A 15,490-nucleotide genomic window follows, 5' to 3' on the forward strand; every position below is an offset into this window, starting at 1 on the left:
ATTATAGTAAGTGAAGTCATATTTTTTTCTTGTCTAAATATTTACTTGAGATAGGAACAGAAGAGTTGCCTGCAAAATTTTCTCATTCTGTTCTAAAGCAATTTAAATCTCTAATAGAATTTGAATTGGATAAAAAGTTAATCAAATTCGAACATATAGTTGTTACCTCCACACCAAGGAGAATAGTGCTTCTTCTCGAAGGTTTAGTTGATTATGCAGAAGATAAGATAATAGAAAGAAAAGGGCCTAAAGCAAATTCAGCTTATTTAAATGGATGTCCTACTAATGCTGCTTTAGGATTTGCTAATAGCTTAGATATAGATGTAGGTGAGCTACAAATAAAAAATACAGAAAAGGGTGATTTTGTATTTGGAAAGAAAGTTGAGAAAGGATTATCAACAAAAATTTCTTTGTCTTCGATTATCCCAAAATTAGTAAAGAGTCTTCAAGGCCCTCGATTTATGAAATGGGGGGCTGGGAACATGAAATTTTCAAGACCTATTAGGTGGATTGCCTCTGTTTATAATGAAGAAATTCTTGATTTTGAACTTGATGAATGTGATCCAAAGATCAAAATAAGTAATAAAACAAAAAGTCATAGGCTAATCAATGAAGTTTTAGAAGTTCAGAATCTTGATGATTTTTTTGAATTATTGAAACGAAATAGAGTAATGGCTATTCGAAATGAAAGAAAAGAAAAAATTGAAAGTTTAATAAATCAGGCATCCAAATCTTTAAATCTGAAACCTGACCTTTCAGAAGGATTACTAAATGAACTAACTGATTTGGTTGAATGGCCAGAGTTAATTATTGGCAAATTTAGTGATGAATTTCTAGATCTTCCGGTTGAAGTTCTCTCAACAGTCATGAAAAATCATCAGAGATACGTTCCTCTTTTTTTGAAAAACGAAAGTTTTTCTAAACTAGATTTAAGCTCTGAAAAAAATATTAGTACAACTTTCTGCCTTATTTCAAATGGTCTGGAAGAATCAAATAATAATATTGCCAAAGGTAATGAGAAAGTATTAAGGGCAAGGTTTTCAGATGCAAAATTTTTCGTAGAAAGTGACAAAAAAGTTGCCTCAATCAATAGAAATGAAAAGCTTAAATCCGTTTCATATTTGAAAGGACTTGGAAATATATTTCAGAGGGTAGAAAGGATAGAGGTAGTTGCTAAAACAATTCTTAAGTTTTTAAATGATAAATCTATAGAAGAAACAAAAATAATAGAAGCCGCTAGATTCTGTAAAAACGACTTATGTAGCGAAATTGTTTTCGAATTCCCTGAGCTGCAAGGAATAATGGGTGGTAAATATCTTAAAAATGAGGGATTTATTGAGGATGTTTGCTTAGCTGTCGCTGAACATTATTTACCTTCTTTTTATAAAGATGCTTTGCCATCCACAAAATATGGTGCAATAGTTTCCATAGCAGATAAGGTTGAAACTTTAATAAGTATATTTATTTCTGGTAAACGTCCTAGTGGATCATCTGATCCTTATGCTTTAAGAAGAAATTTGAATGGAGTGATTAAAATAATTTGGGATTATGAACTTGATTTACCTTTAGATAAATTATTCAACGAACTTATTGATTTTTGGAAAATCGTATTTCCGAATTTAAACTTCTCAAGAGAAACAGTATTTAATGATTTAAATGAATTTTTAATTCAAAGAATTGTTAGTCATCTAGAAGAAATGTCACTAAGTAAAGAATTAATAAAGGCCGTTTGCTCTTCTAATGAATTATCTCAAAAAAGAGTATTGAATATTGTTGATCTTAAAAATAGGATTAAATCTATTATCAATTTTAACGAAAAGGATAATTTTGTTAAGATCCAAAAGGTAATTACTAGGGTAAGCAAATTAGCAAATAATAGTTATCTTTCAAGAGACGTTCTCTCAGCAGGAGATTATGTAAACACAAAACTTTTTGAAAAAGATTGTGAATTGAAAGTTTTTGAATTTATTGGAGAATTAGAAAAACTTTTTTCAGAAGATTATTGCAATTATTTGGAACTTTTAAATTTGTTTGAGAAAAATGTAAACACCATCGAGGATTTATTTGATAATAAAAAGGGAGTCCTCATAATGTCAGAGGATTTAAAAATAAGAAATAATAGACTCAATTTGTTGAGCTTAATTAGAAATTATTCTCTTAAAATAGCTGACTTTACACTTTTGAACTCTTAACTTTAATTCCTCCCTTTATTGAATAATTTTCTAGCATTTTTTCTACTTCTTTATTTTCCCTAACAGCACTATCAACGGGTTTATATTTTAGGGGTGCTAGGGCTTTCCCTCTTAAAATCGAACCAAGTGTAAGCATCGTAATTTTAAGCTGCTGCAAAGGTTTCATGGATACAACTTTTTTGTATAAGTAACTATCAAAAGTAAGTCTTTGTACATCCATGTCATCACACATTTCAACAAAGGCTTCTCTCGCAGAATCATTTCTATAGAAAATATTTTGAAGTATTTCTAGTACCTTATAAGTTGTTCCATATTTTTTATCCCATTTTTTAAGATAGTTTTTTAAATCTTTTTCTGACGGAATTACTTGACCGTTTTTTGATGCCTGAACAATTTCTTCAGCACACATTCTTCCACTCTTTGCAGCAAAATAAATACCCTCTCCAGAACTCTTCGTAACATAACCAGCTGCATCACCAACCAAAGCCATTCTACCGACAACTCTTCTTGGTCTTGGATGCTCAGGGATAGGATGTGCTTCTACCTTTATTACTTCACCATTAACAAGTCTTTTCTTTGCCCTATTCCTTACTCCCTCTTGAAGTCCTTTAATTAATGACTGATTCTTTTGCATGGTTCCAGTACCCACTGCAACATGATCATATTTAGGAAATACCCACCCATAAAAATCTGGAGAAACATCAGTACCGACGTACATTTCAGCAAGATCTTCGTAGTAACTCATCTCTTGTTTAGGTAGTTTAATTCTCTCCTGAAATGCAATAGCGACTTTGTAATCCCCTGCATCCATTGCTTTTGCTACTCTGCTATTGGCTCCATCAGCTCCGATTAAAAGGTCAACAGTAAGCTCCTTAAGTTCCCCTTTCTTGTCTCCATTCGTAAAGTCAGAATAGGAGAGTTTGTATGGCCCTTGATTATTATTGCCAGTATCAATAGAAGTAACTAGTCCATTAATTAGTGTGGCCCCAAGGTCTGATGCTCTATTACGCATAAAAGCATCCATAACCTCCCTTCTGCACATCCCAATAAACTCATTGTCGCTTTTCCCATAAACTCTATCTAGACTTATATCTACCTCTCTATTTGATGGAGATATCATTCTCATATGCCTTACTTTTCTATCAATAATTGATTCAGGTAAATTAAATTCTTCTACCATACAAAGAGGAATAGCTCCTCCACATGGTTTCGCATTATCTAATTTTCTCTCGAAGAGCCAAGTTTTTATACCAGCTTTAGCAAGTATTTCTGCAGCACATGATCCACTTGGACCTCCTCCAATAACAGCTACCCTCAACATACGAAAAAAAAATAATACTGTATATAAAAGCTACATCTTTTTTGCTTATAAAAGTGCATTTCTTAAAATAATAGTTAATATCGAAATATGTTTTCCAAATTCTTCTCTAAATATTGGAACAAAACAAAGATCTAAATCAATTTGATTTACCTCAAGCCAAAAGAATCTACTTAGATAATTCCAACTCAATATTTTTAAAAAAATTATTAATAATTTCTCCATTTCTTTTCTTCCTTTTTGCTATCTTTGCATTGCGTTTAGTTAGAAATATAGAAATAGGATCTCTCCGCAACCTCAATTTTCAGGCTCAAATAAATCATGACCATAGAATTTTGGGCCATTTACCCTATGCTGAAATTTCTAAGGAGAAATTAGTTTTTATTGAGCCAAATATTGAAGTTCATATTGATATGCGTGATTCTTTATTAAAGATGAGAGCCGAAGCAAAAAAGGACGGGATATACTTAGTTTTCTTGAGTGGATATAGATCAATAAATTTGCAAAATGAAATCTTCTATTCCTTAAAATCTTTTAGAAATCAAGAAGCTGCAGAAAGAGCTAGGGTTTCAGCACCCCCGGGCTATTCTGAACATAGTACTGGATTTGCAATTGATATTGGTGATGCTACCCAAAGAGAAACAGACTTTGAGACCGAATTCGAAAATACTGACGCCTTTAAATGGTTAATGAAGAATGCCGCTAAATTTCACTTTAAGTTATCGTTCTCCAAAGATAATAAATATATAGATTATGAACCTTGGCATTGGAGATATGAGGGATCAATTGAAGCTTTAAAAGTTTTTGAAAGTTCAAATAGATAGTCATTAACCTAATTCATTAATTAAATTGTTCAATATGATTATGTTTTTCAAAGTCTTAAAGAGAAAATTCTCATAATAAGCATTCTTTGAGTTAGCCTTAATAAAGTCAATCAACTATTTATATAAATCTTATAAATGTCATCTACGATAAAAGAAATTAGGAATGTCGCAATTATTGCCCATGTAGATCATGGGAAAACAACTCTTGTTGATGCATTGTTATCTCAATCAGGAATATTTAGAGACAATGAAGTCATTCCTACATGTGTAATGGATTCAAATGATCTTGAAAGAGAAAGAGGAATAACAATACTTTCAAAAAATACTGCAGTTAACTACAAAGATACCAGAATTAACATTATAGATACACCAGGACATGCAGATTTTGGAGGAGAAGTCGAGAGGGTTTTGGGAATGGTTGATGGTTGTCTGCTTATCGTTGATGCAAATGAGGGACCTATGCCTCAAACAAGATTTGTTTTAAAAAAAGCATTAGAAAAAGGACTTAGGCCTATAGTTTTTGTAAATAAAATTGATAGACCAAGAGTAGTACCAGAAATAGCAATTGATAAAGTACTGGATTTGTTTCTGGAATTAGGAGCTGATGATGATCAGTGTGATTTCCCTTATCTTTTTGGAAGCGGCCTATCTGGTTTCGCAAAAGAAGAGATGGAATCTAACAGTGACAATATGATGCCTCTTTTTGAAGCTATTATCAGACATGTTCCACCTCCAGTAGGTGATGAAAATAAGCCTCTTCAGCTACAAATAACTACTTTGGACTATTCTGATTTCTTGGGCAGAATTGTAATTGGTAAAATTCATAATGGAACTATAAAAAATGGTCAACAAGCTAGTTTAATTAAAGAAAATGGAAAAACTATTAAAGGTAAAGTTAGTAAACTTCTAGGATTCGAAGGATTACAAAGGATTGATATAAATGAAGCATTCGCAGGTGATATCGTAGCCGTTTCTGGTTTCGATGACGTCAATATTGGTGAGACCATAGCATGTCCCGATTCTCCCCATCCACTTCCATTAATTAAAGTTGATGAACCTACATTAAATATGACTTTTGTTGTTAATGATTCTCCATTTGCGGGTAAAGAAGGGAAATTTGTTACTAGTAGACAATTAAAAAATAGATTGGAAAGGGAACTTTTAACAAATGTTGCCTTAAGGGTCGAAGAAACTGATTCTCCTGATAGATTTTCAGTCTCAGGAAGAGGAGAATTACATTTAGGTATATTGATTGAAACAATGAGAAGAGAGGGGTTTGAGTTTCAAATCTCACAACCTCAAGTAATTTTTAGAGAAATTGATAATGTTGAATGTGAGCCTATTGAGACTTTGGTTTTAGATGTGCCTGAAGTATCCGTTGGTTCATGTATAGAGAAACTTGGATCAAGAAAAGCAGAAATGAAAAACATGCAAACAAGTTCAGATGGGAGAACTCAATTAGAATTTCTTGTGCCATCAAGAGGACTTATTGGATTTCGCGGTGAATTTGTTCGTATAACGAGAGGTGAAGGTATCATGAGTCACTCTTTTTATGAATATAAACCCAAAACAGGAGATTTTGAAACTAGGAGGAATGGAGTTCTTATAGCTTTTGAGGAAGGCGTGGCTACATTTTATGCATTAAAGAATGCTGAAGATAGGGGAGTTTATTTTATTAAACCTGGAGTTAAAGTTTATAAAGGAATGATAATTGGAGAGAATAATCGACCTCAAGATCTCGAGTTGAATATATGTAAAACTAAGCAGTTGACTAACATGAGGTCTGCAGGTGCAGAGGAACTTGATACATTGCAGTCGCCTGTTGATATTACACTTGAAAGAGCACTTGAATATATAGGTCCAGATGAGATGCTAGAGGTTACACCGGATTCGATAAGAATGAGAAAAATAAATAAAAAGAAAAAAAATTAATAATTAGTTTCATGAACGAAGAAAGTACAAAAAGCTTTAAAGATTCCCTTTTTAATGCTTTAAAACTTTTTAACAATCATGAATGGTATGAGGCTCATGATGCTTTTGAAGAAATATGGAATTCCGTTGATGGTGACGAAAGACAAGTTATCCAAGGAATTTTACAAGTATCTGTTTCTCAGTTTCACTTAAGTAAGGGTAATTTAAATGGAGCTACTATTTTGCTTGGAGAGGGTTTAGGGAGGATAAAAACTAGAACCAAGATTAATTTAGGAATTGATCTTGAATCCTTCTGCCGATGTTTGGAAAATTTATTGAGGAAATTACAATATAAAGAGCTCTTAAATGAGAGTGATAAGCCTTTTTTGAAACTTCTTTGATGAATATGATCATATTTTTATCTTCAATTAAATTTATATTTACTATTTCGTTTTTTTTTAAAGAAAATAAGAAAACTAATCGATCTCAAGGCAAATGAACCTAAAAATTAATAATGTATCTCTTTCAATTAAAGGAAGATTAATAGTAAATGATGTTTCAGTAACTGTAAATCCAGGGGAGGTTGTAGGTTTAATGGGACCTAACGGTGCCGGGAAAACTACTACATTTAACCTTGCAGTTGGGAATATAAAACCTGATAAAGGTGAAATTTTTATGAATGGTAAAAATATAACAAATCTCCCTCTCCCGATTAGATCAAGACTTGGGTTGGGTTATTTAACTCAAGAAGCGAGTATATTTAGAGACCTCACTGTTAAGGATAATATAGATTTGGCTTTGCAGAATTCATCATATAGTAGAGCTGCAATTAGAAATAGAAGAGAACAACTAATAAATGAATTTAATTTGAATAATTTTGTAGATAATTATGGTTATCAACTTTCTGGAGGAGAGAGGAGGAGATGTGAAATAGCCAGGGCTCTCACTGTAGGTAGAAAAGGACCTAAATATTTGTTATTAGACGAACCCTTTGCTGGGATCGATCCTCTGGCTGTGAATGATTTAAAGAAACTAATTCTTAAATTAAGTAGTGACGGGGTAGGGATTCTTATTACAGACCATAATGTGAGGGAAACCCTTTTAATTACAAACAAATCATATGTATTAAGCGAGGGAAAAATTTTAGCTAACGGATCATCAAGTGAATTAGCTGATAATCCAATAGTCAAGAAGTACTATTTAGGAGAAAATTTCAAACTTTGAAATCTTTTTGCAAAATAAATTAAAACTTTATTATTAAAGATTTACTCATATAGGGATGATTTAAATTATTATTTGATTGTCTTAAAATATTAAAACCAGGTTAATTTCTTGGATGATACTAGATAATCTTTTTAAAAATTTAATATACGACCCAGTTTCCGTCTTGGGTCTTTTAGTGTTTTATCTCTTATTAGTTAACTTACCAATATCATTAGTCGCAGTTTTTAAAAAAAAACCTTCCTTTACTGTAAGACTCTTAACAATTTTAGTGAATTTATTAATATCGTTACAATTACTTTTTAGGTGGTCAATTTCTGGACACTTTCCCATTAGCAATTTATATGAATCTCTTTATTTCCTTGCTTGGGGGATTACATTGGGACAACTATTGATTGAAAGGGAATACGAATCTCCAATAATTCCCTCAATTGCAATACCTATTGAGTTACTGACTGCGGCCTTTGCCTGCTTTGTGTTGCCTGATGATTTGAAATTATCATCCAACTTGGTTCCAGCTTTAAGATCTAGTTGGTTAGTAATGCATGTTAGTGTCGTAATGCTTAGTTATGCGGCACTAATAATAGGTTCTTTACTCTCAGTATCTGTTTTATTCATAAATAAAAATAATCCGCTTCAAATTAGGAGTAGTTCAACAGGTATTGGGGGGTTCAAAATTTCTAATAACTATCCTTTAAATGATTTAGTTGCACCTATTGAATTTACTCATTCAGAAGAATTAGATACATTAAGTTATCGTTCTATATTAATCGGCTTTGTTCTTTTAACTCTCGGTTTAATTTCTGGTGCGGTCTGGGCTAATGAGGCTTGGGGCACATGGTGGAGTTGGGATCCAAAAGAAACATGGGCATTTATCTCATGGTTGTTTTATGCTGCTTATCTGCATATGCGAATAAGCAAGGGTTGGCAAGGCCGCAGACCTGCATTATTAGCATCTACAGGCTTTTTAGTGGTTTTAGTATGTTATTTAGGGGTTAATTTCTTAGGAATAGGATTGCATAGTTATGGCTGGATTTTTGGATGATTTTTAATCACCCTGAATATTTATTAAGTTTCTGAAAGAACATTCCCTTTTTGTGCTTCTTCTGCAACTTTTCTCAAGTCATCACATCCCTCTTTTAATGTTGGGTAAGCAAACATCCCACTACCTGCAATAAAACAATTGGCACCAGCATCGGCACATTGTGCAATAGTCCAATTTGCTTTTATCCCCCCATCAACTTCAATATCTACATTTAAGTTCTTTTCGATAATAAAGTTTCTTATCTCTCTTATTTTATTAAGCATTGTTGGTATATAAGCTTGTCCTCCAAAGCCTGGATTAACTGTCATAACCAAAACATGATCAACCATATCCATAATATTTTTAATCATTTCAAAAGGAGTATGAGGGTTTAATGCAACAGAAGGAGATCCTCCTAAATCTCTTATTTTTCCGAGAACTCTATGCAAATGAATATTTGCTTCGGCATGAGCTATTACCACCCCTGGTTCACCATTAGCCCCTTTTGTAGCGTTTACATAAGATTCAAGCATGGTTTCACAGTTGTATTGGCTTACCATTAATTGAGTTTCGAAAGGGACATCGCAATATTTCCTGCATGCAGCAATCATTTCAGGACCGAATGTAAGATTTGGTACGAAATTACCATCCATTACATCAAATTGAATTCTATCTACCCCAGCTTCCTCGAGCTCTTTCACACATGCACCCATATTTGCCCAATCTGCTGGTAAAACTGAAGGAATTATTTGAATTGGCCTATTAACACCAGCTAAATTTGTTTGATTTGACTCAGTCATTTAATTTTTAAAATATTTAATAAAGATACTATATTTAGTTGTTTATTCCTAATTTCAAGTCACGGCCTGATAAAGTAACAGCTGTAAAGAGTTAAAAAAGCTTACTAGCATAATATTTCTCATAAAAAATGACGTTTTTTGTGAGATCATACTCAAAACCTTTTAGAAAATCCTCAAAAATTTAATTGTGAATCAAACTTTAATTCAAGAAATTCTCGAAGTTGTCGAGCAAGCAGCAATTGCATCAGCAAAACTAACAGGACTTGGTCAAAAAGATGAAGCTGATGCTGCAGCTGTCGAAGCAATGAGATTGCGAATGGGCAAAATAGAAATGAAAGGGAAAATTGTTATTGGAGAAGGTGAAAGAGATGAAGCACCTATGCTTTATATAGGTGAAGAGGTTGGTAGTGGAAGTGGTCCAGGGGTTGACTTTGCAGTAGATCCTTGTGAAGGAACTAATCTTTGTGCAAATAATCAAAGAGGCTCTATGGCTGTTTTGGCAGCTTCAGACACAGGTGGTCTTTTTAATGCACCTGATTTTTATATGAACAAATTAGCGGCACCTCCTGCTGCTAAAGGAAAGGTAGATATCAGAAATTCGGCTAGTGAAAACTTGAAAATTCTCAGTGATTGCTTGGAACTTGCTATTGATGAATTAACCGTCGTTGTAATGGATAGAACAAGGCATAAAGATTTAATTAAAGAGATTCGAGGCTGTGGTGCAAAAGTGCAGCCGATTTCTGATGGTGATGTGCAAGCCGCAATTGCATGTGGTTTTGCAGGAACTGGAACACATTGCTTGATGGGTATAGGTGCAGCTCCAGAGGGTGTTATTTCAGCCGCTGCGATGAGAGCTCTAGGCGGACACTTTCAAGGACAACTAGTCTATGATCCAGCAATCGCTCAAACCTCTGAATGGGCTGATTACACAAAAGAAGGCAATATAAAACGTCTTAATGAAATGGGCATAACTGATATAGATAAAATCTATGAAGCTAACGAATTAGCATCGGGGGAAAATGTTGTTTTCGCTGGAAGTGGAATAACTGATGGATTATTATTTGACGGAGTTAAATTTGAAAAAGATTGTGTTAGAACAAGTAGTCTAGTTATTAGTACATTAGATAGTACTGCAAGGTTCACAAATACTGTCCATATAAAAGATGGTGCTAAGAGTATCAGCCTTTAAAAATCCACTTTTGATTTTATGCATATTGTTGTCGTCGGACTGAGTCATCGCACGGCACCTGTCGAAGTGCGTGAGAAGTTAAGTATTCCTGACCAATCCATAACAGAATCATTGAAGGCATTAAAAGCTTTCTCTGATATACTGGAGGTATCAATTTTAAGTACTTGTAATAGGCTTGAAATATATGCGCTAGTAAAGGATAAAAATACTGGGATTTCATCCATTACTGAATTCATATCAGAATATTCTGGAATTATTTTTGAAGATTTAAATCCACATCTTTTTTGCTTTAGACAGGAAGAAGCAGTTTTGCATTTGATGAAAGTCTCGGCAGGACTCGATAGCCTCGTTCTAGGGGAAGGACAAATTCTTTCTCAAGTAAAAAAAATGATGAGATTAGGTCAAGAGAATCAATCCACTGGACCAATTCTTAATAGATTATTAACTCAATCAGTTAGTACAGGTAAAAAAGTAAGATCCGAAACTAATTTAGGAACTGGAGCCGTATCAATAAGTTCAGCAGCGGTAGAACTTGCTCAATTAAAAATTGGACAAGAAAAGGGTTTAGATACTCTTGTAAGTTTGGAATCAGAGAACGTTCTTGTAGTTGGTGCCGGACGAATGAGTAGGCTTCTAATAACTCATTTAAAATCAAAAGGATGTCAAAAACTTATTCTTGTTAATAGAAATATTGAAAGAGCATTAAATCTTGCTCTAGACTTCCCTGACTTAGAGATTGTTTGTAGGGGGTTAAACGAATTAGATGAAAGCATATCAATATGTTCCCTTGTTTTCACAAGTACAGCTTCTGAAGAGCCAATAATTGATCTAGCTAAAATTGAAAAATTAAATTTGAGTAATAAACTTAAATTTATAGATATCGGTGTGCCTAGAAATATATCTAATGATGTCAAACACCATGAATTTGTAAAATCATTTGATGTGGATGACCTACAAGAGGTCGTTTCAAGAAATCAAGAATTTAGAAAGAAAATAGCAAAGGAAGCGGAATCTTTAGTAGAAGAAGAAATGATAATTTTTCTAGAATGGTGGGCAAGTTTAGAGGCGGTTCCAGTAATTAATAAACTTAGATCAGATTTGGAGTTGATTAGAAAAGAGGAATTGCAAAAAGCACTTAGCAGGATGGGGCCAGATTTTTCGGCTCGAGAAAGAAAAGTTGTGGAAGCTCTTACTAAGGGAATTATCAATAAAATACTTCACACGCCTGTTACCAAGCTGAGAAGTCCTCAGTCAAGAGAAGAAAGACAAGTTTCTTTGAAAATCGTTGAAAAATTGTTTTCTTTGGTAGAAGAGGATTAAAATTACTAATTTTTTTCGATTTATATTAAGTTTTTCTAGTGATTTATCGAAATACCTTTGTAAACTGACCATCTGTATTTCTAAATATGTCCATAATCAGTTACTTTAAATAGTTGTATATCTACCTCCATTAGATTTAATGAAGCGTGTGTTGGCCATAATCCTCGGAGGAGGAAAAGGTTCTAGACTTTACCCTCTAACAAAAATGAGGGCTAAACCTGCTGTGCCGTTGGCAGGTAAATATCGTTTAATAGATATCCCAATTAGTAATTGTATAAATTCAGGCATTGAAAAAATGTACGTATTGACCCAATTCAATAGTGCATCTCTAAATAGACATATAGGAAGAACATATAATTTAAATGGACCTTTTGGCCAAGGATTTGTGGAGGTTTTGGCTGCGCAGCAGACTCCTGATAGTCCGAAGTGGTTTGAAGGTACAGCTGATGCTGTAAGAAAATACCAATGGCTATTTCAAGAATGGGATGTTGACGAGTATTTAATATTGTCAGGTGATCAACTGTATAGAATGGATTACAGTTTATTCGTTCAACATCATAGAGATAATGGAGCTGACTTAACTGTCGCAGCTTTGCCAGTGGATGAATCTCAAGCAGAAGGTTTTGGCCTCATGAGAACAGATGATTTAGGAAATATAAAAGAATTCAGTGAAAAGCCTACTGGAGAGAAGTTGAAGGCAATGGCAGTAGATACTTCAAAATTCGGATTAAGTAAAGAGTCAGCTGCCGAAAAACCATATCTAGCCTCTATGGGGATTTACGTTTTTAGCAGAAATACTCTCTTCGATCTTCTAAATAAATTTCCTAATTATACGGATTTTGGTAAGGACATAATTCCAGAAGCCCTAAATAGAGGCGATACTCTTAAAAGTTATGTATTCGATGATTATTGGGAAGATATCGGCACAATTGGAGCATTCTTTGAGTCAAACCTTGCATTGACTGAGCAACCAAAACCTCCATTTAGTTTTTATGATGAGAAATTTCCAATTTATACTAGACCTAGATTTTTACCCCCTTCTAAACTTGTAGATGCTCAAATTACTGATTCAATTGTTTGTGAAGGCACAATCTTGAAGTCATGCAGTATTTTACATTGTGTTTTAGGTGTAAGAAGCAGGATTGAAAGTGACTCGGTTCTTGAGGATACTCTTGTTATGGGAGCCGATTTCTTTGAATCCCCTGAAGAGAGGATTGAATTAAGAAAAGGGGGCGGAACTCCACTTGGAGTAGGCGAAGGGACTACTGTAAAAAGAGCAATTCTTGATAAGAATACAAGAATTGGCGATAATGTCGTGATCATTAATAAAGATCGAGTAGAAGAAGCAGATAAGCCAGAATTAGGCTTTTATATCAGAAATGGAATTGTTGTAGTAGTTAAAAATGCAACCATTGCAAACGGAACTGTTATTTAAAATTTTCCATCGTTTTTCGCTGACATAAGTTTTTTTTTTGAGCAATTTTGTTAAGTTGCAGGCACACTGTATTTATCGAGTTTTTTAATTTTTTATGTCCAAGGCACATTTTGGTTTAATAGGTCTTGGTGTTATGGGCGAAAATTTAGTTCTTAACGCAGAGAGAAATGGATTTTCTAGTGTAGTTTTTAATAGGACTTACTCAAAAACTGAAGAATTTTTACAAGGTCGAGGACTTGGGAAGAATATAGAAGGAGCTGAAACTCTTCAAGAATTTGTTAACAAGCTAGAGAGACCTAGAAGAATTCTAATGATGGTAAAAGCTGGGCCTGCAACAGATGCTGTCATTGATAATATTTCTGGATATCTCGAGGAAGGAGACTTATTAATAGATGGCGGCAACTCTCAATTTAAAGATACAGAAAGAAGGGTGAATACTCTTGAAAGTAAAAGTTTTGGATATATTGGGATGGGAGTCTCTGGAGGGGCCAAAGGAGCTTTAGAGGGTCCAAGTATGATGCCTGGTGGTACTAAGGCTTCATATGATGCAATAGAAAGCTTATTAACAAAAATGGCTGCCAAAGTTGAAGACGGACCATGTGTTGCATATGTTGGACCAGGAGGCTCAGGTCATTTTGTGAAAACTGTTCATAACGGAATTGAATATGGAATTGAACAAATACTTGCAGAAGCTTATGACCTTATGAAGAGAGTCAAAGGTATGAACGGTCAGCAAATGTCAGAGGTATTTGGTATTTGGAATAACACTGATGAACTAGCTTCTTATCTTGTTGAGATAACAGAGATTTGTCTAAATACAAAAGATGAGATAACTGGAGATGATGTCGTGGAAAAAATATTAGATAAAGCTGGGCAGAAAGGTACAGGGTTATGGACTGTTGTAAGTGCTCTAGAACTGGGGGTATCAGTCCCAACTATTTATGCATCTTTAAATGCAAGAGTAATGAGTTCTTTAAAAGAGCAACGTAGTGAGATTGAAAAAACTATTCCATCTAAAGAGATAGAGGATTTTGATTTAGGAAATAAATCAGATGGAATGAAACCTTTATTTGATGCTGTAGTCCTTGCCACAATTGCTAGCTATGCCCAGGGTATGGATATTTTAAGAGAAGCATCTGCAGTATATAACTATGGTTTGAATATGCCGTCAATTGCTCAAATATGGAAAGGTGGTTGCATAATCAGATCAAAATTATTAAGTAAAATTCAAGATGCTTATAACAAAGATCCTAATCTAAAAAATTTAATTTTTGATGATTGGTTCAATAATGAAATTGCGACAAGATTAGATAACTTAGCTAAAGTTGTTTCTTTATCCACAAAAGCTGGTATACCAGTCCCGTGTCTATCCAGTACCTTAGATTATTTGAATAGTTACAGAACCAACAGACTTCCTCAGAATCTTGTTCAGGCAATGAGAGACTGTTTTGGTTCTCATACTTATGAAAGAATTGATAAGGAAGGTAGTTTTCATACTGAATGGATGAAATGATTGAAAAGGTTAAAAATGGATATACAATTTACATTTACAAAGACAAGTTAGACCTATCTACAGCGGTTTTTAAGTTTATTGAAAGTCACATTATTCATACTTTAAAAAAGAAAGACAGGTTTAAATTTTGTGTAAGTGGAGGTTCAACTCCTAAATCTGTCTATAAGCTTTTATCAAAAAGTGATCTTAGATGGGATATGGTTGATGTCTTTTTAGGGGATGAAAGATGTGTTAATCCAAATTCAGAATTGAGTAACTCGTTAATGTTGAAGAATTCATTGTTAACTAATTTTGGATCTAAAGCTTTTTTTTATGAAATTTTCAATGATTTAAATGCTGATGATGAAGCTACAAAAAATCAATTTATTTCTAAATTATTTGAAAAATGCGGATCAAACCCTCCAACTTTTGATTTAACATTATTAGGTCTTGGAGACGATGGTCATACAGCCTCACTATTCCCTTATCAAAAAAATAATAATGTAGATGATTTTGTTATTTTTAATGAAGGTAAAGGTTTAAAAAGAATTTCATTAACTCCAAAGGTTCTTTCAGCTTCTTTAAAGATAGTATTTTTAGTTAGTGGAGCTTCTAAAAGAGTTGCTCTTGAGAGGTTATTAGATGAAAAAGAGCCACCAGATAGAACACCATCAAAATTGATAAAATCTATTAATCAAATTTCAATATTTTGTGATCAGGAATCAGCAAAAGAATTAAAAATTTAGTTAAAGTCTATTAATAAT

General features: G+C 33.6%; 13 protein-coding genes. 11 read left to right on the top strand and 2 right to left on the bottom strand.

The window, feature by feature from the left end:
- Positions 1-29: 29 nt before the first annotated feature.
- Positions 30-2,192, top strand: a complete 2,163-nt coding sequence (gene glyS / locus HA151_RS04070) for a glycine--tRNA ligase subunit beta (RefSeq protein WP_209106241.1) — start codon at positions 30-32, stop codon at positions 2,190-2,192.
- Here glyS and chlP read toward each other — a convergent pair.
- Positions 2,173-3,513, bottom strand: coding sequence for a geranylgeranyl reductase (gene chlP / locus HA151_RS04075; RefSeq protein WP_209106242.1), 1,341 nt, complete (start codon positions 3,511-3,513; stop codon positions 2,173-2,175). The genes glyS and chlP overlap by 20 nt on opposite strands.
- A 113-nt stretch (positions 3,514-3,626) precedes the next feature.
- On the opposite strand from chlP, the gene HA151_RS04080 reads away from it, so the two are divergent.
- From HA151_RS04080 to ccsB, 5 genes are all read left to right on the top strand, one after another.
- Positions 3,627-4,334 carry a M15 family metallopeptidase gene (locus tag HA151_RS04080; RefSeq protein WP_209106243.1) on the top strand — a complete coding sequence of 236 codons (708 nt, stop codon included), beginning with the start codon at positions 3,627-3,629 and terminating at the stop codon, positions 4,332-4,334.
- Between the two features lie 135 nt (positions 4,335-4,469).
- The gene (gene typA, locus HA151_RS04085) at positions 4,470-6,266 is read left to right on the top strand and encodes a translational GTPase TypA (protein ID WP_209106244.1); all 1,797 of its coding nucleotides are present in this window, start codon (positions 4,470-4,472) and stop codon (positions 6,264-6,266) included.
- An 11-nt stretch (positions 6,267-6,277) separates the two neighbouring features.
- Positions 6,278-6,646, top strand: coding sequence for a DUF309 domain-containing protein (locus HA151_RS04090; protein ID WP_209106245.1), 369 nt, complete (start codon positions 6,278-6,280; stop codon positions 6,644-6,646).
- Between the two features lie 94 nt (positions 6,647-6,740).
- The gene (gene lptB, locus HA151_RS04095) at positions 6,741-7,469 is read left to right on the top strand and encodes an LPS export ABC transporter ATP-binding protein (RefSeq protein WP_209106246.1); all 729 of its coding nucleotides are present in this window, start codon (positions 6,741-6,743) and stop codon (positions 7,467-7,469) included.
- Between the two features lie 112 nt (positions 7,470-7,581).
- Positions 7,582-8,511 (top strand): c-type cytochrome biogenesis protein CcsB, encoded by a 930-nt coding sequence (gene ccsB / locus HA151_RS04100; protein WP_209106247.1) that lies wholly within the window; start codon positions 7,582-7,584, stop codon positions 8,509-8,511.
- A 23-nt stretch (positions 8,512-8,534) separates the two neighbouring features.
- Here the strand turns inward: ccsB and rpe are convergent, their stop codons facing one another.
- The gene (gene rpe, locus HA151_RS04105; RefSeq protein ID WP_209106248.1) at positions 8,535-9,290 is read right to left on the bottom strand and encodes a ribulose-phosphate 3-epimerase; all 756 of its coding nucleotides are present in this window, start codon (positions 9,288-9,290) and stop codon (positions 8,535-8,537) included.
- Positions 9,291-9,477: 187 nt separating this feature from the next.
- Between rpe and glpX the strand changes: the two genes are divergently transcribed.
- The 5 genes from glpX (at position 9,478) to pgl (ending at position 15,472) form a co-directional block, all read left to right on the top strand.
- A complete protein-coding gene (gene glpX / locus HA151_RS04110) occupies positions 9,478-10,479 on the top strand; it encodes a class II fructose-bisphosphatase (RefSeq protein WP_209106249.1) in 1,002 nt (333 codons plus the stop codon).
- Between the two features lie 18 nt (positions 10,480-10,497).
- The gene (locus tag HA151_RS04115; RefSeq protein WP_209106250.1) at positions 10,498-11,799 is read left to right on the top strand and encodes a glutamyl-tRNA reductase; all 1,302 of its coding nucleotides are present in this window, start codon (positions 10,498-10,500) and stop codon (positions 11,797-11,799) included.
- Positions 11,800-11,938: 139 nt separating this feature from the next.
- Positions 11,939-13,234 (top strand): glucose-1-phosphate adenylyltransferase, encoded by a 1,296-nt coding sequence (locus HA151_RS04120; protein ID WP_209106251.1) that lies wholly within the window; start codon positions 11,939-11,941, stop codon positions 13,232-13,234.
- Positions 13,235-13,328: 94 nt separating this feature from the next.
- Positions 13,329-14,747, top strand: coding sequence for an NADP-dependent phosphogluconate dehydrogenase (gndA, locus tag HA151_RS04125; protein WP_209106252.1), 1,419 nt, complete (start codon positions 13,329-13,331; stop codon positions 14,745-14,747).
- Positions 14,735-15,472 carry a 6-phosphogluconolactonase gene (gene pgl, locus HA151_RS04130; protein ID WP_209106253.1) on the top strand — a complete coding sequence of 246 codons (738 nt, stop codon included), beginning with the start codon at positions 14,735-14,737 and terminating at the stop codon, positions 15,470-15,472. The genes gndA and pgl overlap by 13 nt, the downstream gene beginning before the upstream one ends.
- Positions 15,473-15,490: the final 18 nt, after the last annotated feature.

The sequence above is a fragment of the Prochlorococcus marinus XMU1419 genome (assembly GCF_017695955.1).
GTDB lineage: Bacteria > Cyanobacteriota > Cyanobacteriia > PCC-6307 > Cyanobiaceae > Prochlorococcus_A > Prochlorococcus_A marinus_AD.

Bases quoted from the DNA above. Each gene is read 5' to 3' on its own strand.
- chlP (WP_209106242.1), bottom strand. From the start codon at position 3,513: ATGTTGAGGGTAGCTGTTATTGGAGGAGGTCCAAGTGGATCATGTGCT.
- typA (WP_209106244.1), top strand. From the start codon at position 4,470: ATGTCATCTACGATAAAAGAAATTAGGAATGTCGCAATTATTGCCCAT.
- HA151_RS04090 (WP_209106245.1), top strand. From the start codon at position 6,278: ATGAACGAAGAAAGTACAAAAAGCTTTAAAGATTCCCTTTTTAATGCT.
- lptB (WP_209106246.1), top strand. From the start codon at position 6,741: ATGAACCTAAAAATTAATAATGTATCTCTTTCAATTAAAGGAAGATTA.
- ccsB (WP_209106247.1), top strand. From the start codon at position 7,582: ATGATACTAGATAATCTTTTTAAAAATTTAATATACGACCCAGTTTCC.
- rpe (WP_209106248.1), bottom strand. From the start codon at position 9,290: ATGACTGAGTCAAATCAAACAAATTTAGCTGGTGTTAATAGGCCAATT.
- HA151_RS04115 (WP_209106250.1), top strand. From the start codon at position 10,498: ATGCATATTGTTGTCGTCGGACTGAGTCATCGCACGGCACCTGTCGAA.
- HA151_RS04120 (WP_209106251.1), top strand. From the start codon at position 11,939: ATGAAGCGTGTGTTGGCCATAATCCTCGGAGGAGGAAAAGGTTCTAGA.
- gndA (WP_209106252.1), top strand. From the start codon at position 13,329: ATGTCCAAGGCACATTTTGGTTTAATAGGTCTTGGTGTTATGGGCGAA.
- pgl (WP_209106253.1), top strand. From the start codon at position 14,735: ATGGATGAAATGATTGAAAAGGTTAAAAATGGATATACAATTTACATT.